This is a genomic window from Corynebacterium sp. BD556 (genome assembly GCF_038452275.1).
In the GTDB taxonomy this organism is placed as follows: Bacteria; Actinomycetota; Actinomycetes; order Mycobacteriales; family Mycobacteriaceae; genus Corynebacterium; species Corynebacterium mayonis.
Genome location: NZ_CP141643.1, coordinates 682,406 through 702,157 on the forward strand (window position 1 = coordinate 682,406; position 19,752 = coordinate 702,157).

The following is a 19,752-nucleotide window of genomic DNA, read 5'->3' on the forward strand; positions in this document are numbered from 1 at the left end:
ATGGGGGCCATGAGTCTTGATCCGCAACTTCTTGAGGTCCTCGCCTGTCCACAAGACAAAGGTGAGTTGACCTACAAGGAGGACGAACAGCTCCTGGTCAACCCCCGGCTGGGCATCGCCTACCGCATCGACGACGACATCCCCGTTTTGCTTATCGACGAAGCTCAGCCCTACCCAAGCGAAAACTAGAAAGTCTCCATGTCTGCCAACACGAACCAGGCCACAAACATCATCGACGAGCTTGAGTGGCGCGGATTGATCAACCAGTCCACCGACCTCGCTGCCCTGCGCGAAGCCACTGAAAACCCCATCACCCTCTACTGTGGCTTCGACCCGACGGGGGACTCCCTGCACGCCGGGCACCTCGTGCCGATGATCATGCTGCGTCGCTTCCAACTCGCCGGGCACCGCCCGCTGACCTTGGCCGGCGGAGCAACCGGCTTCATCGGCGATCCACGCGACGTGGGGGAACGCTCGATGCTTTCGCAAGGAGAGATCGAAAAGAACCTGGAATCTATCAAAGCGCAGTTGCGGCGCTTCGTTGACTTCGACGGCGCAAACCCCGCCATCATGGTCAACAACGCGGACTGGACCATGCAAATGTCGGTCATTGACTTTCTCCGCGACGTGGGGAAGAACTTCTCACTCAACACCATGCTCGACCGCGACACGGTCAAGCGTCGCCTGGAATCCGACGGCATCTCCTACACGGAGTTTTCCTACATGCTCCTGCAGGCCAACGACTTCGTACAGCTCAACAAAAAATACGATTGTGTGCTGCAGATCGGCGGCGGCGACCAGTGGGGCAACATCGTCTCCGGCGTAGATCTCAACCGCCGCATCAGCGGCACCAAGACGCACGGGTTGACCGTGCCCCTGGTCACCGACGCTAGCGGGCAGAAGTTTGGCAAGTCCACCGGCGGCGGCAAGCTCTGGTTGGATGCGGAAAAGACCTCCCCTTACGCCTGGTACCAGTACTTCCTTAACGCCGGTGATTCCGTTGTCATCGACTACCTGCGCTGGTTTACGTTCCTTTCCCGCGAAGAAATTGCCGCGTTGGAAGTTGAGGTCGAACAGCGCGCCTTCAAGCGGGAAGCCCAACGACGCCTGGCACAAGAAATGACTGACTTGGTCCACGGCCGGGATGCACGGGTGGCCGTCGAACTTGCCGCACAAGCACTGTTTGGCCAAGCCGACCTTGGAGATCTCGACGAAGCGACACTGGCAGGAGCCCTATCCGAAACAACCGTTGCACAGATCGCAACCGGTCAGGCTCGCACCATCGTGGACCTTCTCGTAGCAGCCGGCCTGGCCGACTCCAAGGGCGCGGCCCGGCGGACAATTAAGGAAGGCGGTGCCTACGTCAATAACGTGCGCATCCAAAACGAGGGCTGGGAGCCGGAAGAATCGGATCTTCTGCACGGCACATGGCTTGTTTTGCGCAAAGGGAAGAAGAACTTCGCTGGCGCTAAGCTGCGTTAGCGTTCGAGGTTTTCTCACAGGCTGCCACGCTCTGTCGCGGCAGCCGGTTTTGTTTATCAACCTGCGTGTTTGCTTTGTTGTGTGGGGGTGGTTAATGTGTTGTTTCGCCGCTGCGGCGTTGTTGTGGTGGTGTGAAGTTCATAGTGGTGCGGGAGTTTGGTCTGGTTTGGCTGGATTTTGACTTTTGTTTACTGTTTGTGTAACTTCGTTATTCGCTGCTTCTGCGGCTCTGGTGTGTAGCTGGGGTTTTGTGGGGGTGTGCGTGTGTTGTTTGAGAACTCGATAGTGTGCCAATTCAAGCATTTTTTGTTTGTGTTCATGGTTGTGTTTGTTTGGTTGTGTGCCGTGTGTGCCTGGCTGCTCTTTGTGGGTGGTGGGGGTGCGTGCCGGTGGGTGGTGTCTGAACCAATGATTGGATGCTGCTTCACGTGACGTTTTTGCGTGGTGCATGGTGGATGAATGTTTCGCTGTGAACTATTTTTTGCCAATCTCCTGTTGTGCCCCGTCGGGTGTGGGGGTTGGTTGCAGTAATTTTTGGATTGCCAGTTCATCGCATGTTGTGTGTGGTGGTTGGTTTGTTTTTTGTTGGGTTTTGGGCTTTTCACGGCCTGTTTCGCTTTTGTGTTGAAACTTTTTTGTGGAGAGTTTGATCCTGGCTCAGGATGAACGCTGGCGGCGTGCTTAACACATGCAAGTCGAACGGAAAGGCCAGTGCTTGCGCTGGTACTCGAGTGGCGAACGGGTGAGTAACACGTGGGTGATCTGCCCTGTACTTCGGGATAAGCCTGGGAAACTGGGTCTAATACTGGATAGGACCGGCATGTAGGTGTGTTGGTGGAAAGCTTTTGCGGTATGGGATGAGCTCGCGGCCTATCAGCTTGTTGGTGGGGTAATGGCCTACCAAGGCGTCGACGGGTAGCCGGCCTGAGAGGGTGTACGGCCACATTGGGACTGAGATACGGCCCAGACTCCTACGGGAGGCAGCAGTGGGGAATATTGCACAATGGGCGCAAGCCTGATGCAGCGACGCCGCGTGGGGGATGAAGGCCTTCGGGTTGTAAACTCCTTTCGTCAGGGACGAAGCTTTTGTAAGTGACGGTACCTGGATAAGAAGCACCGGCTAACTACGTGCCAGCAGCCGCGGTAATACGTAGGGTGCGAGCGTTGTCCGGAATTACTGGGCGTAAAGAGCTCGTAGGTGGTTTGTCGCGTCGTTTGTGTAAGTCCATGGCTTAACTGTGGGACTGCAGGCGATACGGGCATAACTTGAGTGCTGTAGGGGAGACTGGAATTCCTGGTGTAGCGGTGAAATGCGCAGATATCAGGAGGAACACCGATGGCGAAGGCAGGTCTCTGGGCAGTAACTGACGCTGAGGAGCGAAAGCATGGGTAGCGAACAGGATTAGATACCCTGGTAGTCCATGCCGTAAACGGTGGGCGCTAGGTGTGAGTCCCTTCCACGGGGTTCGTGCCGTAGCTAACGCATTAAGCGCCCCGCCTGGGGAGTACGGCCGCAAGGCTAAAACTCAAAGGAATTGACGGGGGCCCGCACAAGCGGCGGAGCATGTGGATTAATTCGATGCAACGCGAAGAACCTTACCTGGGCTTGACATACACCGGTTCGGGCCAGAGATGGTCTTTCCCTTTGTGGCTGGTGTACAGGTGGTGCATGGTTGTCGTCAGCTCGTGTCGTGAGATGTTGGGTTAAGTCCCGCAACGAGCGCAACCCTTGTCTTATGTTGCCAGCATGTTGTGGTGGGGACTCATGAGAGACTGCCGGGGTTAACTCGGAGGAAGGTGGGGACGACGTCAAATCATCATGCCCCTTATGTCCAGGGCTTCACACATGCTACAATGGTCGGTACAGCGCGTGCGCGAGTTCGTGAGGATGAGCTAATCGCTGAAAGCCGGTCGTAGTTCGGATTGGGGTCTGCAACTCGACCCCATGAAGTCGGAGTCGCTAGTAATCGCAGATCAGCAACGCTGCGGTGAATACGTTCCCGGGCCTTGTACACACCGCCCGTCACGTCATGAAAGTTGGTAACACCCGAAGCCAGTGGCCTAAACTTGTTAGGGAGCTGTCGAAGGTGGGATCGGCGATTGGGACGAAGTCGTAACAAGGTAGCCGTACCGGAAGGTGCGGCTGGATCACCTCCTTTCTAAGGAGTTTTTTATTGTGCCTCGCAGTTGTGGGGTGTTGGTGGTTGAGTGTCCGTGTGTGGTGCTGCCATCGTTGTGTGTAAATGGTTGCGTGTGTCCGGGTGGATGCGCATTCCCTGCATGTTGGTGTGTGTGGGTGTGGTTGCAGCTAGGTGGGCGTGATTGTGGATGCAGGCTTTTGTGTTTGGGTTGGTGCGCTGTTGGGTGTCTGGGATGGCATGCGTGTTGTTCCTTGTGGCTTCGTCTGTGTGCATGGTCGTTGTGGTTGTGTGTGTGGGTGTGGGTGTGGTGTGTGAGAACTGTATAGTGGACGCGAGCATCTTTATTCTTTGTTTGTGTGCATGCCTGCTTTGTGTGGGTGTGTGTTTTGTGTGTGTAAGGGCGTACGGTGGATGCCTTGGTATGCTGGGCCGATGAAGGACGTGAAAGGCTGCGTTAAGCCTCGGGGAGTTGCCAATTGAGCGTTGATCCGAGGATGTCCGAATGGGGAAACCCCGCACCGGTTATGTGGTGTGACCCGCAGATGAATTCATAGTCTGTGTGGGGGTTGACGCGGGGAAGTGAAACATCTCAGTACCCGTAGGAGAAGAAAACAATTGTGATTCCGTGAGTAGTGGCGAGCGAAAGTGGATGAGGCTAAACCATGTGTGTGTGATACCTGACAGGGGTTGCGCATGTGGGGTTGTGGGGATGTGTTGTGTGGGTTCTGTCAGGCCTGCGCATGGCAGTGTGCGTTAGCGGAAGTTGCCTGGGATGGTGCGCCGTAGTGGGTGAGAGCCCCTGTACGTGAAGGCGTTGTGCTGTTGTGTTGACATGTTGCCCCGAGTAGCAGCGGGCTCGTGGAATCTGCTGTGAATCTGCCGGGACCACCCGGTAAGCCTAAATACTCAGTGTGACCGATAGTGGATGTAGTACCGTGAGGGAATGGTGAAAAGTACCCCGGGAGGGGAGTGAAATAGTTCCTGAAACCGTGCGCTTACAATCCGTCAGAGCACTTCTTGTGTGTGATGGCGTGCCTTTTGAAGAATGAGCCTGCGAGTCAGCGGCATGTCGCGAGGTTAACCCGTTTGTGAAGGGGTAGTCGTAGCGAAAGCGAATCCTCATGGGGTGTTGTAGTGGCATGTCCTGGACCCGAAGCGGGGTGATCTACCCATGGCCAGTGTGAAGCAGCTGTAAGAGGTTGTGGAGGCGCGAACCCACTTAGGTTGAAAACTGAGGGGATGAGCTGTGGGTAGGGGTGAAAGGCCAATCAAACTCCGTGATAGCTGGTTCTCCCCGAAATGCATTTAGGTGCAGCGTTATGTTAGCTTGCCGGAGGTAGAGCTACTGGTTGGTTGAGCGGGACTATCATCTTAGCAACATCAGCCAAACTCCGAATGCCGGTGTAAGTGATGCATGGCAGTGAGACTGTGGGGGATAAGCTTCATAGTCGAGAGGGAAACAGCCCAGATCGCCGGTTAAGGCCCCTAAGGGTGTACTAAGTGGAAAAGGATGTGGGATCGCGAAGACAGCCAGGAGGTTGGCTTAGAAGCAGCCATCCTTGAAAGAGTGCGTAATAGCTCACTGGTCGAGTGGTTTCGCGCCGACAATGTAGTGGGGCTCAAGTACACCGCCGAAGCCGCGGCAAGCATGCTTTTTGTGTGTTTGGGTAGGGGAGCGTCGTGTGTGGGGTGAAGCAGTATCGTAAGGGGCTGTGGACTGCACGCGAGTGAGAATGCAGGCATGAGTAACGAGTGATAAGTGAGAATCTTATCCGCCGGATGACTAAGGGTTCCTGGGTCAAGTTCGTCTTCCCAGGGTGAGTCGGGTCCTAAGGCGAGGCCGACAGGCGTAGTCGATGGTTAACGGGTTGATATTCCCGTACCCGTTGTCACGCGACCAAGACTGAATGGTTGATACTAACCACCCTGATCTGTTGCTGTCATGCTCTTTGAGTGTGTGGTGATGGTGATGCGTGGGGCCTGATGCTTAGTAGGTCAGTGATGGGGTGACGCAGTGAGGTAGCCACGCCGTTTATTGGATTGCGGTGCAAGCGTGTGGCACGAACCTTTGTTAAATGCGGGGTTCATTGTGTGTGAGGCGTGATGCGTAGCCCCTTTTGTGGGGTGATGGTGGTGATCCTGGACTGTCGAGAAAAGCCTCTAGCGATGTGTGGCAATGGCCCGTACCCGAAACCGACACAGGTAGTCAGGTAGAGAATACTAAGGCGGTCGGGTGAACTGTGGTTAAGGAACTCGGCAAATTGCCCCCGTAACTTCGGGAGAAGGGGGACCTGTGCTGGTGATCATGCTTTACGTGTGTGAGCTGGTGTGGGGCGCAGAGAATAGAGGGGAGCGACTGTTTATCAAAAACACAGGTCCGTGCGAAGACTTTTACGTTGATGTATACGGACTGACGCCTGCCCGGTGCTGGAAGGTTAAGAGGACCTGTTAGATCACTTTGTGTTCGAAGCGGAGAATTTAAGCCCCAGTAAACGGCGGTGGTAACTATAACCATCCTAAGGTAGCGAAATTCCTTGTCGGGTAAGTTCCGACCTGCACGAATGGCGTAACGACTCCCCTGCTGTCTCAACCACAGGCCCGGTGAAATTGCAGTACGAGTAAAGATGCTCGTTTCGCGCGGCAGGACGAAAAGACCCCGGGACCTTCACTATAGCTTGGTATTGGTGTTCGGTGCGGTTTGTGTAGGATAGGTGGGAGACTGTGAAGCGGCCACGCTAGTGGTTGTGGAGTCGTTGTTGAAATACCACTCTGACCGTAGTGGATACCTTAACCTTGGCCCATGATCTGGGTTGGGGACAGTGCCTGGTGGGTAGTTTAACTGGGGCGGTTGCCTCCTAAAGAGTAACGGAGGCGCCCAAAGGTTCCCTCAGCCTGGTTGGCAATCAGGTGGCGAGTGTAAGTGCACAAGGGAGCTTGACTGCGAGACCTACAAGTCGAGCAGGGACGAAAGTCGGGACTAGTGATCCGGCACCTACTTGTGGATGTGGTGTCGCTCAACGGATAAAAGGTACCCCGGGGATAACAGGCTGATCTTCCCCAAGAGTCCATATCGACGGGATGGTTTGGCACCTCGATGTCGGCTCGTCGCATCCTGGGGCTGGAGTAGGTCCCAAGGGTTGGGCTGTTCGCCCATTAAAGCGGCACGCGAGCTGGGTTCAGAACGTCGTGAGACAGTTCGGTCTCTATCCGCCGCGCGCGCAGAAACTTGAGAAAGGCTGTCCCTAGTACGAGAGGACCGGGACGGACGTACCTCTGGTGTGCCAGTTGTTCCGCCAGGAGCACGGCTGGTTGGCTACGTACGGAAGGGATAACCGCTGAAAGCATCTAAGCGGGAAGCCCGTTTCAAGATGAGGTTTCTTTTGAGGTTCCCACGAGATCAGTGGGTTGATAGGCCAGATCTGGACACACAGCAATGTGCATGAGGTGACTGGTACTAATACACCAACAACGCAAAACTCAACAACACAACCGAAGAAGAGTTCTGTATGCACCAAACGCGTCCACTATGCAGTATCTGACACACCACGTCTGCTACATAAGCCACAACAATAAATCAATTAAGGTCCACTGCCCGACAAAGGCACGGACACATCCCCAAAATGTGTCGGTGGTTGATGGCGGCGGGGAAACGCCCGGACACCATTCCGAACCCGGAAGCTAAGCCCGCCCGCGCTGATGGTACTGCATCCGGAAGGATGTGGGAGAGTAAGTTACCGCCGACCCAACAACTTCACAACAAGGTGATCGCGGCCCGGAACCTCAGTTCAACCCTCAAGGTTGAGCTGTCCGGGCCGCGATTTCTTTTGCCTCTACATTGCACCAAAGCGCCGCGCATATAATGGGCGAGGCTTAAGTAGAAAGGTACAGTATGTCGCAAGAGTTTGACTCCCGTAACCGCGACGGAAAGTCGCGTGCGCACCGCGGTGGCTCGAAACGCTTCGACGGTCCGTCACGGGGCGACAGTCGCGGTGATGGCCGCGGCAGGAACTCCGGTCAACGCCGTGGTGGACGAGACGATGACTCTCGGCGTGCATCTGGGCGCCGCGAAGACGGAAGCTTTCGCCACTCACGCTCCAACCCTGAGCGCAAGGGTTTTCGCGAGGACCGCATGAATCAGCGGTTGTCCGAGCCTGATTTACCCGCCGAGATCGACGTCACGGAGCTTGATGCTTCAGTCTTGCGTGATTTGAAGGTTTTATCGAAAGACAACGCGCAACGGGTGGCCAAGCACATGATTATGGCTGGCTCTTTGCTAGAAGATGATCCCCAGCTCGCGCTTCGTCATGCCCGTGCGGCTAAGAACCGCGCTGGCCGCGTCGGGGTGGTGCGTGAGACGAACGGTATTGTTGCCTACCATGCTGGCGAGTGGAAAGAGGCACTGTCTGAACTGCGCGCCGCGCGCCGCATTTCGGGTGGTCCGGGCCTGTTGGCTGTGATGGCGGATGCAGAGCGTGGCCTCGGCCGGCCGGAGAAGGCCTTAGAGATAGGTCGCGGCCCCGAGGCACGTGAATTGGATCCGGAATCCAAGGTGGAGTTGGCAATCGTGCTTGCCGGAGCGCGCCATGATTTGGGTCAACACGAGGCAGCGTTGGCAACCCTTGACAAGCTAAATCCCTCCCTGGATTCGAAGGAGCCGGAGCAAGCACGCTTAACCTACGCCTACGCGGACGCTTTGCTCGCGCTTGAGCGGCGCGAAGAAGCGAAAACCTGGTTCGAACACGCCGCGAAGATCGATTCCTTTCACGTAACGGACGCGGCGCATCGTCTTGATGAACTGGGATAAATATGCTTCTTGATGTTTTTGACGCATTGCTGCTCGATCTTGACGGCACAGTGTGGCAGGGGGATCGCGCCCTGCCACATACCGTGGAGATTTTAAACTCCACGTCACTTCCCGTTGCCTACATCACCAACAATGCTTCCCGGGCACCTTCGCAAGTCGCGCGCATGCTCAATGCTTTAGGTATTCAGGCCCAGGCGCAGGACGTGTTCACTTCGGCTCTTGCCGCGGTGGGTTTGGCGCGCCAGCGCCTCGACGCCGGCGCAAAAGTCCTAATCCTGGGCTCGGAAAGCTTCAAGGAGCTTGCACGTCGCGCTGGTTTTGTGGTCGTCGACTCTGCAGACGATAATCCGGTCGCAGTGTTGCAGGGGCACAACCCGGAGACAGGGTGGAGACAGTTATCGGAAGCAGCCCTTGCGATTGGACGCGGCGCGATCTATGTGGCGTCGAATAGCGATACTTCGTTGCCGTCGGAGCGTGGTTTGCTTGTCGGCAACGGGTCGATGGTCGCCGCGGTCACTTCGGCCACGGGGGTCGTCCCAGACATAGCGGGTAAACCGAAACCCGTCATGTTCGAGCAGGCTGCAGCCCAGTTGAAGGTAGATGCGCCGCTGGCTGTGGGGGACAGACTTGACACCGATATCGCCGGAGCTGTCGCCGCAAAAATGTCGAGCCTGCATGTGTTGACTGGTGTCTCCGGGCCGTGGGCGCTTCTCAAGGCGCCGGTTGAACATCGCCCAACATTTATTGGCGAGGATTTTTCGGCCCTGAAAGACAATGTAGATTTCTTGCGTCCAGGCCCGCAGGGAGGATTTGTTGCCCATGTAGAAGATGGTGCGCTCATCCTCGACGGTGGTTCCGACGACGCGACCGCCGTGCAAGCTCTGCGCACGGCACTTGAGGTAGTTTGGTCGGGTGCGCAGCCGCCACGGGATGTGAAGGCGTGGTCGGCACCGGCCCAACGGGCACTTGAGCAGTGGTGGTGAGCCTGTGAACATTCCAATTCCGCAAGACCCACGCAAGGCGCAAGTTGATGCGGCCGCCGTCACCGAGGAGGTCAACGCAGTGCTATCGGCGCCTTCCGGTAGCCTGCGGGAGGAAGCAGAGCTGCTGCGGCGCGCCCACGAGGTTTTACACCGAGCCCTACACGGAGACGAATAGTTTCTTCGTCATTGTCAACCCTCCGAAGGAGAATTTATGGCCCCTGGACGCAGGCGTCTCGACGCGGAGCTAGTGCGGCGAAAAATTGCCCGCTCGCGGGAGCAGGCGCAGACCTGGATCAAAGAAGGCAAGGTTGAGGTGGCTGGTTTTGTTGCCAGCAAGCCTGCGACCGTTGTCGATCCGGGGGTGTCCATCAAGGTAGAGGTGGAAGAATCGGACCAGTGGGCGTCGAGAGGCGCACACAAACTTTTGGGCGCTTTGGAGGTCTTTGGCAAAGACGGGTTGGTCGTCGAGAAGCGTCGGTGCTTAGATGCGGGGGCGTCGGCAGGTGGATTTACTGACGTGCTGCTTGCAAACGGCGCGCGGGAAGTCGTCGCTGTCGACGTCGGATACGGGCAACTCGTGTGGCGCCTGCAAAACGACCCGCGGGTGAGAGTGCTTGATCGGACAAACATCCGCCACCTTAGTGTGGAGATGATGGGAGCTGCCGCGGATGTGATGGTCGGCGACCTGTCGTTTATTTCACTTAAACTTGTGCTGCCGGCAATCGTTGAGTGCATGGCCACACATGCTGATCTTGTGCCGATGGTCAAGCCGCAATTCGAGGTGGGAAAGGATCGTCTCGGCAGCGGGGGTGTGGTGCGCTCAGATGAGTTGCGTGCGGAAGTGACAGCGGATGTCGCTCGTTTTGCGCAGGGGCTCGGGCTGAAGCTCAAAGGGGTTACGGCATCGCCGCTTCCCGGTCCGAGCGGCAACGTAGAATACTTTCTATGGCTTGAGAAAAATCCGGTGGCGACGCCGCTTGACGACGCCGAACTGACCGCCCTTGTCGACCAAGCTGTGAAGGAAGGACCGAGGAATAGATGACTGCACGCTCCCAGCGCACAATCCTGCTCGTGCCGCACACCCACCGGCCCGGCAACATTTTGGCCGCCGTGCGCGCAACTGAGCTTCTCAGCGATGCAGGAATTGAAGTGCGGTTATTGAAACAGCGCAACGAGGGCCCCGTCATGGACGAGCCTGTGCTGCAGGCATTGGAACGCGCGGAAGAAGGCCCGGAAGCGGCCGCCGGTTGCGAACTCGTGTTGGTCTTAGGCGGCGACGGAACCTTTTTGCGCGCCGCCACCTACGCCTACGCCCAGGACATCCCCGTGCTGGGCATCAATCTTGGTCACGTCGGTTTTCTGGCCGAGTGGGAGCAGGAGAGCTTAGATGAGGCAATTGGGCGAGTCATCGAGCGAGAATACCGGGTAGAAGACCGCATGACTATCGATGTTGCCCTCTACGATTCCGAGGCGAACCTGCTTGGCAGCGGCTGGGCACTCAACGAGGCGAGCGTGGAAAACGTGGACCGGACCAAGGTCCTTGACGCGACACTGGAGGTAGATTTTCGCCCAGTGTCAAGCTTTGGGTGTGACGGCGTGCTTTTGTCCACCCCGACGGGGTCGACGGCTTACGCCTTTGCGGCTGGTGGTCCCATTATGTGGCCCGAGGTCGAGGCTTTACTTGTGGTGCCCAACAATGCGCACGCTTTGTTTACCACGCCGTTGGTTGTCTCGCCGCGCTCGACCGTGGCAGTGGAGTCGAAATCGGCCACTGGCAGTGCGAACGTGGTGCTTGACGGGTTCCGTTCGATGATGATGCCGCCGGGATCGCGGGTGGAGGTTATACGCGGCGCCCGCCCCGTGCGGTGGGTGCGGCTAGACGAGCACCCGTTTACTGACCGCTTGGTGCATAAATTCAAACTTCCCGTGAAGGGCTGGCGAGGACCCGCTTCGAAGAATGTTGACTGAAATTTCAATTTCCAACCTCGGTGTGATCCCACGCGCCTTTGCGGAACTGAGCCCGGGGCTGACAGTTCTAACTGGTGAAACGGGCGCCGGCAAGACGATGGTGGTCACTGGGCTGCGGCTGCTTACCGGCGGGCGGGCGGATGCCTCCAGGGTGCGCGCGGGGGCGAAACAGGCCGTGGTTGAAGGAGTATTTAGCCTCGAAGGCAGCGGGGAGGCGGAGCTGGAAAGGATCGAAAAGATCGCGGAAGATGCTGGCGCCAGCGCCGATGAAAATGGGGAGTACGTGGTGGCGCGCTCAGTCAGTGCCGCCGGCCGTTCCAGGGCACACCTCGGGGGGCGCTTCGTCCCAGCCGCCGCCTTATCTGAGTTCACCAGCAGCCTGCTTACTATCCACGGCCAAAATGATCAGATCCGTTTGATGTCGGCGGATCAGCAACTCGCGGCGCTTGACCGCTACGAACCGGCAGCAGCCGAAGCTCTCCACGCATACCAACAAGTGTGGAGGCAGTGGCGCGAAGCGACGCGCGATTTGCAGGAGCGCACACAAAAGCGCCGCGAGTTGGCCCAGGAAATCGACCGTTTGCGGTTCGCCATCGCGGAGATCGACGCGGTAGATCCGCAGGAGGGAGAAGATGCCGCGTTGGTAGACAGCATCAACCGCCTCCAAGACGTCGATAGCCTGCGGCAAGCCGCGGAGCTGGCTTTGGTGTGCATTGACGGTGCAGATGCGGCGGAAGGGGTGGGAAGCGATGAGGAGGCGGCATCGAGTTTGGTGGGCCGGGCGGCGTCGGGGTTGATCTCGGCAAGCGATGACAGGCTCAAACAGCTCGGGGCGCAGCTTGAGGAGGTAGCAGGGGTGCTTGCAGATGTCTCCGCGGAGTTAGGCAGCTACATCGCCGATCTGCCCAGCGAGACGGAAGCGCTCGATATAAAGCTCCAGCGCCAGCAAGAAATCAAGGGGTTGACGCGCAAGTATGCGCCTGATGTTGCCGGGGTGCTCGCCTGGCGGGCGAAAGCCCACAAACGCCTCAGCAAGATCGACACCTCCGCTGAGGCCGTTGAGGAGCTAAAAAAGCGCGTGGGGGAGTTGGAGAAACAACTTGTTGCGCGGGCGGCGACGTTGACCAAGGTGCGTACCACGGCAGCTCAGGCGCTGGGGGAGGCAGTGACAGAAGAACTGCGGGGGCTGTCAATGCCCAAGGCGCGGCTGACGGTCAACGTGGACAAGCAACCTTATTCCCGCGCTGGTGCGGACGCCGTCGAGATTCGTTTAGCTGCCAACGATGCAATGGAGCCGCAACCTTTGGCCATTAGTGCTTCCGGTGGCGAGCTTTCGCGGGTGATGCTGGCGCTGGAAGTGATCTTAAGCTCCGGGTCCTCCGGCGCCACCTTAGTTTTTGATGAGGTTGACGCTGGTGTTGGGGGGCGCGCCGCCGTCCAGATCGGGCGGCGTCTTGCCCGGTTGGCCACCAACAACCAAGTTATTGTGGTCACGCACCTGCCGCAGGTCGCGGCGTACGCGGATACGCACCTGCATGTGGCGAAAAGCGTCGGGGATGAAACGGTTTCCTCTGGGGTGTCGCACTTGACGCAGCCGCAGCGGGTGGAGGAACTTGCCCGCATGCTGGCAGGCATGGAGGATTCGGAAACGGGCCGGGCGCACGCCACCGAACTTTACGAGCAGGCGCAAAAAGAGGTGCAAGGTTTTAAGGGGCTTTAGCCCCGCGCGCCTTCCGCAGCTCGGGCTTTATAGCCTGCACAATAGTGCGCATGAGTTTCTCACCCCGCGCAACCGGCGAACCCGTCGAACCCGTCGGACCTACGTCCGCTGAAGCTTTGGCGGCTGGGGATGGCCCGGCGACCGTGGTTGTGCGTTCCGTGTTTCGGGACTGCTCGCGTGCTGGCCGTGGCAGCGCACGGCTTCGTGCCGGTGAGATCGCCGTGGTTGACTCTGCGGATATGGAGCGCAGGGAGGCAGAAGCTTTGATCAAGGCTTCACCAGGGGCTGTGGTTAACCTGTCGCGTTTTTCGACGGGAGCGATCCCAAATTACGCCCCGCACATGCTTCTTGATGCGAAAATTCCCCTGTTTGAGGACCACGACGGAAAACTTGCCGGTTTGATGAAAGACGGCAAGAAGGGCAAGATCACCTCCGCTGGGGAGATCCTCCTTGGGAAGAAGCTTGTCGGTCAGGCGCACCCGGTGAGCCGCCGAGATGTTGAGTTGTCTTTCGGTTCGGCGCAGCAGAGCCTGCTCGACCACATGGAGGCCTATTTCGGCAACACTATTGAGTTCATCCACTCAGAGTCGCCTTTGCTTATCGACGGTGTCGGGGTGCCCGAGTTAGGCAGCTCAATGGATGGGCGCAAAGTGATAATTGTTGACGCTGTCGATGATGTGCGTGAGCGCCTTGAGGGTTTGCGGCACTTCATCCGTGAGTATGAACCTTTGATTGTTGGGGTGGGGGCCGCATCGGACACCGTCGCCGACATGGGCTATGGCCCCGATTTCATTGTTGCGGATCCGAAGGATGTGTCCTCGGAAAGCCTGCGCAGCGAAGCGCGCGTGGTGCTTCCGGCAGGTCCGGACGGACACGCGCCCGGACTCGAGAGGATTCAGGACCTTGGTGTGGGGGCGATGACCTTCCCTGCCGCCACTGACTCTCCGTTGGATTTGGCGTTGCTGCTCGCCGCGGTTCATGGTGCGGAGATGATCGTGACTGTGGGCAAGCCGGTCGATTTGTCTGCAATTTTTGCCAATGCCGGGCATGCGAGCCCCGCGGCACTTCTGAGCAGGCTCAAAGCGGGCTCGCGCCTGGTCGATTCGGAGATGATTGAAAGCCTCTACATGGTTCAGCGGCGCAACGGCCTTGTTTGGGCTTGGGCCATACTTGGTTTATTTGTCTCTGTGGCGACGGTGATTTTGCTCATTGGGTTCAGCGGTAGCGGTTTATTTGCTGACAACCTCGCTGCCTTTTGGGACGCTGTGCGCACCCAGGTTGAAGGTTGGGTGAGTTAGGCGTGGGACGAAAAGATGGGGGAAGAAGGACGGCGGCGCGCCGCGGCGGCCGCACGATAGCGGCTCTCGCTGGTGTGACGTGGGGTCTTGCTGCAGGAATAGTTGCGGGGGCGCTTGTTGTGGCACCCGCTTTGAGTGCGGTGGGCGATACAACCACTGATTCTGCGGCAGCTTCGACACAGCAAGCCCTCGCTCGCGCCGAGGCTGCCGAGGGAGAGCTCGCCGCGGCTAACGAGCTGCTTGGGCAAAAAGGAGCGGAGTTCGTCGAGGGCGTGCTGCGCGACAACGCAGTGCTGGTCATCTACGCTCCAGGTTCGCAGCCGGAGACCTATAGTCGCGTGGCAGAGCTTTTGGATGCTGCTGGGGCCGACCCCGCAGGGGTGGTGACCTTAAGTGAGAAGTTCACCTCCCAGCAGGGTGCCGACGAACTTGCCACGATCATTTCTCATACTTTGCCCGCTGGCGCCCAGCTTTCCACTCACAACCAGTCGGCGGCGACGCACGCTGGTGAGAGTTTTGCTCAGGGTCTTTTTACCGGTGCCGAGGGGCAAGCCCGCGCAAGTCAAAACGATCGCGATTTCCTTGTGTCTAGCCTTGCCGAAGCGGGGTATGTGAGCACGCAGGGCGATGTCATCGCCGCGGATGCGGTGGTTATCCTCACTGCGGAGGCGGAGGAGACTTCAGCGCGTTTTGCAGACGGTGCGGTGGGCGATTTCGCCGTTGCTTTAAGCGCTCGGGACGTCCCGGTGGTTGTTGCCCTCCAGGGCAGCAAGAACAACAGCGGCGTGGAGATCGCTTTGTCTGAACGCGGCGAGCATGGTGTAGAAACCGTAGAAATAGCGGCGACGGAGGCAGGAGCCATCAACGTGATCCGTGCGCTGCGCGCCGTGCTGGCGCAGGAGTAACGCTGAAGGTCAAGCCGGGTAGGTTGGGATGGTATGGCCCATGAATATAGCGTCACCGATTCTTCGATTCTTGTTGATGCCCCCATTATTGCGCTGCGGCGCGACCGCGTCGTCATGCCCGGAGGTAGGCAGGCCAACCGTGAGGTGATGGAGCATTTCGGCGCTGTGGCGGTGGTGGCATTAGACGAACAGGGGCGCGTGGCGGTGATCGAGCAGTATCGAAGGGCCGTCGACAAGCGACTGCTGGAACTTCCCGCAGGCATCCTCGATATAGCCGACGAGGATCCGTTGGACTGCGCGAAGCGTGAGCTGGTGGAAGAAGCGGGTCTTGTGGCGCGGACGTGGTCTGTGTTGGTGGACCTGGTGACTTCCCCGGGCTTTTCCGATGAGGCCGTGCGCGTCTTTTTGGCCCGCGACTTAACTGAGGTTCAACGCCCCGCCGCCGATGATGAGGAGGCGGACTTGGGATTTGCGTGGCTGGGCCTTGACGACGCTGTGAGGCGCGTGTTGGCCGGCGAGATAGTCAACTCGATTGCGGTGGGCGGTATTCTCGCCGCGGCATCTGTGGAGTCCGGCGCAGCCGCAGCGCGGCCGAAAGCTGCGCCTTTTGAGTTGCGTCCGTGGAGGTTGGCCGAGCGTCGCAAAGCGCAGGGCATCGGCCCCGATTTGAAGATGCTGTGATGCGGCCGGAAACCATCGCTCAAGCATGGCTTGACCACCTCGCTGTGGAACGCGGCCGCTCCCCTCACACGCTGAGCAATTATCGCCGTGACCTGCGTCGCTACACGCAGTGGCTGGTTGCGGCTGGCCGTCGAGAACTTGCCGAGGTCACAGCAACCGACGTTGAAGCTTACGTCGCTGAACTGCGGCGCGGCACTGAGCAGCAGGCGCCGCTTTCGGCCTCCTCGACTGCGCGGGCGCTGTCTGTTGCGCGCGGGCTGCACAAATTTGCCCTCAGTGAGGGAGTGGTTGCGGCGGATGTGGCCGCTGAGGTTGCGCCGCCGACGGCGGGGGAGAAGTTACCGGACACGCTGAGTATTGACGAGGTAGCTACGCTTCTCGACGCCTGCCCGACCGATACCGCCTCCCAGTTGCGTGACAAGGCGCTGCTTGAATTGCTCTACGCTACCGGTGCGCGCATTTCTGAGGTGCTCGCCTTAAGCGTCGATGATGTCGCTGACATCCCAGGGGTGGTCACTGTAACGGGCAAGGGTGCAAAACAGCGCCTGGTGCCTGTGGGCCGAGCCGCCCAAGACGCACTGAAGGCGTACCTGGTACGTGGCAGGCCGGCGCTTGCCACGGGGATTTCACACGCGGTGTTTTTAAACAAGCGCGGCGGCGCGCTGTCGCGCCAAAGCGCCTGGACCATCATCAAAAATGCGGCGCAGCGCGCGCACATTGATCGTGTTGTCTCCCCGCACACTTTGCGCCACTCTTTTGCTACCCATCTGCTGCAAGGCGGGGCAGATGTGCGCACGGTTCAGGAACTGTTGGGACATTCTTCAGTGACCACGACGCAGATTTATACCCACGTCACCGCCGAGAACCTCCGTGAGGTCTTTCGCAGCGCGCACCCTCGTGCAATGTAGTGCTGACCCTGTACGATGAGCGAGTTGCGAATTCACGCCTCCATCACGAAAGGACTATATGCGACCGAAGACCCTGTTCGCATCGGCCGCCGTTGTCGCAGCCTTGGGTTTCGCCTGCGCCGCACCCGCGGCCCACGCCCAGCTTTTTGAAGGGATGTCCCCGCAGCAAATCAAAGAGCAAATCCCCTCCACAATCGAAGTCAACGCCGGTGAAACCGTCACCGTCGACATTGGCATTGCCCTCAATGCCTCCTACTCCGCCGAGGGCTGGAACGTCGTTTCCCGCGGCACAACGGTGAGCGTGACTGCTCCGGATGTGCCGGGCGCGACGGCGACTGTGCCGGTAAGCGCCGGCGGGCATACCGCAACGGTCACGCTCGTCGCGGTCGGTGGTGGTGCGGCAAACCCAGCGGAAAACCCAGCGGAAAACCCAGCGCCGACCGGCGGTTCGGAAGGACCTCAAGAGGCGGTGCGCGGTGACAACACCGCGCCTGCTGGCGGCACCGGAGCACAAGAGTCAGGCGAGGGTGCCAACAACGGGGCGAACGTGACACACCCGCAGCGTCAGCCAGCGGCGCCGGTTGATATCTCAGCAGCAACCGAGCTCTATTTCGACGGCACGATTGAAGGCAATGTGCTTTCAGTCAAAGTTTCCCTGTCGCAGGTAAGTGAGTTGATGGGGCACGTGGCGACACACAAGGAGGGAGCTACGCTTCGCTACGTGGACATCAACGGGCAAATCATCGAGGGCGTGGAGCGTGAAATTGACAAGCTCACCCGCACCATGACTTTGACATACCCGGAGGGCGAAACGCCCGACAACCCGTTCATCCTCGAGGTGGTGCGAGGTGGTAGCGCCGAGTTTATCGCCGTGATCACGGCGGTTAACGCCCCCTTGGAGGTGGCGACAAATCCTGCTAGCCCTTACGCCAAGTACGGCGCGGATCCTTCCGGCGCGGACCAAGCGGGAGCCTCGCTGGGCAACTCGGCGAGCACAGGCTCGAAGCTCGGGCCGATTTTGGTGGGGGCAGCGGCACTGGTGCTGCTGGCGGGCGCCTTGCTCGCGGCGGTGAGACGTCGCCGGAAGAAATGACAACGGTGTAAGCTCGCAGTCAACCCGCTAAGGTAGACCCAACTCGCGCAAGGGGAAGGTGAGTCAATGACGGACGGTTCGTTGTTCGAGGCGAACACAAAAGACGAGGCCACTGTCGGCCTCACTGGTCGCCCGATCCGCGAGTTCGCTACGCCTAAACCGCTGGATAAACACGGTCCGGCCACGGTGATTTCGATGGTGAACCAAAAAGGCGGGGTGGGCAAGACGACCTCGACTATCAACCTGGGGGCGTGCCTGGCGGAGCAGGGGCGTAAAGTCCTCCTCGTTGACTTAGACCCGCAGGGGGCCCTGTCGGCGGGGCTCGGCGTCTCCCACGACGAAGACCAAGTCACCGTCTACGACCTACTTTTCGACAACACCGCGAGCATCCACGCTGCTATCCACCACTCTAACGTCTCCGGCCTCGACCTAGTCCCAGCCAACATTGACCTTTCAGCGGCGGAAATCCAGTTGGTCAACGAAGTTGGACGCGAACACACACTCGCCCGTGTCCTGCGCCCAGTGCGCAAGGAATATGACGTCATCATCCTTGACTGCGGGCCTTCCCTCGGCCTGCTCACCGTCAACGCGCTCGCGGCCTCCCAAGGCGTAATCATCCCCATGGAGTGCGAGTACTTCTCCCTGCGTGGCCTCGCGCTGCTGACCGACACAGTAGAAAAGGTCCGCGACCGCATCAATTTCGACCTAGAAATCGTCGGCATCCTAGTTACCATGTTCGACCGTCGCACCACCCACGCCCGCGAAGTGATGGATCGCGTCCTCGAAGTCTTTGGAGAGACGGTTTTTGACACCGTAATCACCCGCACCGTGCGCTTCCCGGAGACGTCAGTGGCAGGAGAGCCGATCATCACCTGGGCGCCGTCCTCACAAGGGGCACAGCAGTACCGCAACCTGGCGCTGGAAGTGCTGGAGCGCACAGAGCAGTGACAGCGCCCGCCAGCCCCACGCTGGGACAACAACCGGAAATAACCGGCTTCACCCTCGTCCTGAACAACTTTGAGGGCCCCTTCGACCTGCTGCTTTCCTTAATCAACTCCAAAAAGCTCGATGTCACCGAGGTGGCCCTAGCCGAGGTGACCGACGAATTTATCTCCTACACCCGCACGCTGGGTCACAGCACCCAACTCGACGAGACCACCGAGTTTCTAGTGGTCGCGGCCACGCTGCTCGATTGGAAGGCGGCGCGCCTTTTGCCGCGCGGCGAAATGTCGGAGGAGGCCGACCTTGAACTTCTCGAATCACGCGACCTGCTTTTCGCCCGCCTTTTGCAGTACCGCGCCTACCAACAAGTCGCGGACCTTTTCGCCCAATGGCAGAAAAACGCTTTGTTTCGCTACCCGCGCGCCGTTGCTGTTGAGAAGCAATTCGTCGAACTATTGCCACCCGTTAGTCTCGGGCACACGCCGGAGAGCTTCGCTTTATTGGCGGCGAGTGTGTTTCGCCCCCGCCCGCCAGAGACAGTGCGCACCGACCACCTCCACGCCGTGCCGGTGTCGGTGCCGGAACAGGCCGGCAAAATCCTCGCAACTTTGCGCATCCTCGGCGCGGGGCAGTGGCTCTCTTTTCAGGCCCTGACGAAGGACTGCGGTCGCTCCATGGAAGTGGTAGGCCGCTTCTTGGCGCTGCTTGAGCTGTCCAAAGCCCGTGCCGTGGAGACAGTCCAAGAGGAGGCGCTGGGCCCTCTCGAGGTGTCCTGGACCGGAGCGGAAGTTGATCCGGCTGTGGTGGCCGCGGGCAACTGGGAATAG

The 19,752-nt window shown here is 59.0% G+C and carries 15 protein-coding genes and 3 rRNA genes; all 18 read left to right on the forward strand.

Going from position 1 to position 19,752, the window contains the following annotated elements:
- Positions 1 to 9: 9 nt before the first annotated feature.
- The 18 genes from VLL26_RS03210 (at position 10) to VLL26_RS03295 (ending at position 19,752) form a co-directional block, all read left to right on the forward strand.
- A complete protein-coding gene (locus VLL26_RS03210) occupies positions 10 to 189 on the forward strand; it encodes a Trm112 family protein (RefSeq protein WP_342319678.1) in 180 nt (59 codons plus the stop codon).
- 9 nt (positions 190 to 198) lie between these two features.
- On the forward strand, positions 199 to 1,482 hold the full coding sequence (tyrS, locus tag VLL26_RS03215; protein ID WP_342319679.1) for a tyrosine--tRNA ligase: 1,284 nt from the start codon (positions 199 to 201) through the stop codon (positions 1,480 to 1,482).
- A 634-nt stretch (positions 1,483 to 2,116) separates the two neighbouring features.
- A 16S ribosomal RNA gene (locus VLL26_RS03220) occupies positions 2,117 to 3,641 on the forward strand.
- 366 nt (positions 3,642 to 4,007) lie between these two features.
- Positions 4,008 to 7,101 (forward strand): 23S ribosomal RNA (locus VLL26_RS03225).
- A gap of 146 nt (positions 7,102 to 7,247) precedes the next feature.
- Positions 7,248 to 7,366: ribosomal RNA gene (gene rrf / locus VLL26_RS03230) — 5S ribosomal RNA — on the forward strand.
- The 16S, 23S and 5S rRNA genes sit together here, the layout of an rRNA operon.
- Positions 7,367 to 7,512: 146 nt before the next feature.
- On the forward strand, positions 7,513 to 8,427 hold the full coding sequence (locus VLL26_RS03235; protein ID WP_342319680.1) for a tetratricopeptide repeat protein: 915 nt from the start codon (positions 7,513 to 7,515) through the stop codon (positions 8,425 to 8,427).
- A gap of 2 nt (positions 8,428 to 8,429) precedes the next feature.
- Positions 8,430 to 9,410, forward strand: coding sequence for an HAD-IIA family hydrolase (locus VLL26_RS03240; protein ID WP_342319681.1), 981 nt, complete (start codon positions 8,430 to 8,432; stop codon positions 9,408 to 9,410).
- 4 nt (positions 9,411 to 9,414) lie between these two features.
- On the forward strand, positions 9,415 to 9,585 hold the full coding sequence (locus tag VLL26_RS03245) for a hypothetical protein (protein ID WP_342319682.1): 171 nt from the start codon (positions 9,415 to 9,417) through the stop codon (positions 9,583 to 9,585).
- Positions 9,586 to 9,621: 36 nt separating this feature from the next.
- Positions 9,622 to 10,452 (forward strand): TlyA family RNA methyltransferase, encoded by an 831-nt coding sequence (locus tag VLL26_RS03250; RefSeq protein WP_342319683.1) that lies wholly within the window; start codon positions 9,622 to 9,624, stop codon positions 10,450 to 10,452.
- Positions 10,449 to 11,378 (forward strand): NAD kinase, encoded by a 930-nt coding sequence (locus VLL26_RS03255; RefSeq protein ID WP_342319684.1) that lies wholly within the window; start codon positions 10,449 to 10,451, stop codon positions 11,376 to 11,378. Before VLL26_RS03250 ends, VLL26_RS03255 begins: the two co-directional genes overlap by 4 nt.
- On the forward strand, positions 11,368 to 13,098 hold the full coding sequence (recN, locus tag VLL26_RS03260) for a DNA repair protein RecN (protein WP_342319685.1): 1,731 nt from the start codon (positions 11,368 to 11,370) through the stop codon (positions 13,096 to 13,098). The genes VLL26_RS03255 and recN overlap by 11 nt, the downstream gene beginning before the upstream one ends.
- A 50-nt stretch (positions 13,099 to 13,148) precedes the next feature.
- On the forward strand, positions 13,149 to 14,396 hold the full coding sequence (steA, locus tag VLL26_RS03265; RefSeq protein ID WP_342319686.1) for a putative cytokinetic ring protein SteA: 1,248 nt from the start codon (positions 13,149 to 13,151) through the stop codon (positions 14,394 to 14,396).
- Between the two features lie 2 nt (positions 14,397 to 14,398).
- Complete coding sequence (locus VLL26_RS03270; protein ID WP_342319687.1) at positions 14,399 to 15,301, forward strand: copper transporter; 903 nt, start codon at positions 14,399 to 14,401, stop codon at positions 15,299 to 15,301.
- A 33-nt stretch (positions 15,302 to 15,334) separates the two neighbouring features.
- A complete protein-coding gene (locus VLL26_RS03275) occupies positions 15,335 to 15,982 on the forward strand; it encodes an NUDIX hydrolase (RefSeq protein ID WP_342319688.1) in 648 nt (215 codons plus the stop codon).
- Positions 15,982 to 16,890: a site-specific tyrosine recombinase XerD gene (gene xerD, locus VLL26_RS03280; RefSeq protein WP_342319689.1), complete on the forward strand. Its 909-nt coding sequence runs from the start codon at positions 15,982 to 15,984 to the stop codon at positions 16,888 to 16,890. The genes VLL26_RS03275 and xerD overlap by 1 nt, the downstream gene beginning before the upstream one ends.
- Positions 16,891 to 16,948: 58 nt before the next feature.
- Complete coding sequence (locus tag VLL26_RS03285; protein ID WP_342319690.1) at positions 16,949 to 17,983, forward strand: hypothetical protein; 1,035 nt, start codon at positions 16,949 to 16,951, stop codon at positions 17,981 to 17,983.
- 66 nt (positions 17,984 to 18,049) lie between these two features.
- Positions 18,050 to 18,931: a ParA family protein gene (locus VLL26_RS03290; protein ID WP_342319691.1), complete on the forward strand. Its 882-nt coding sequence runs from the start codon at positions 18,050 to 18,052 to the stop codon at positions 18,929 to 18,931.
- Positions 18,928 to 19,752 (forward strand): segregation and condensation protein A, encoded by an 825-nt coding sequence (locus VLL26_RS03295; RefSeq protein ID WP_342319692.1) that lies wholly within the window; start codon positions 18,928 to 18,930, stop codon positions 19,750 to 19,752. The genes VLL26_RS03290 and VLL26_RS03295 overlap by 4 nt, the downstream gene beginning before the upstream one ends.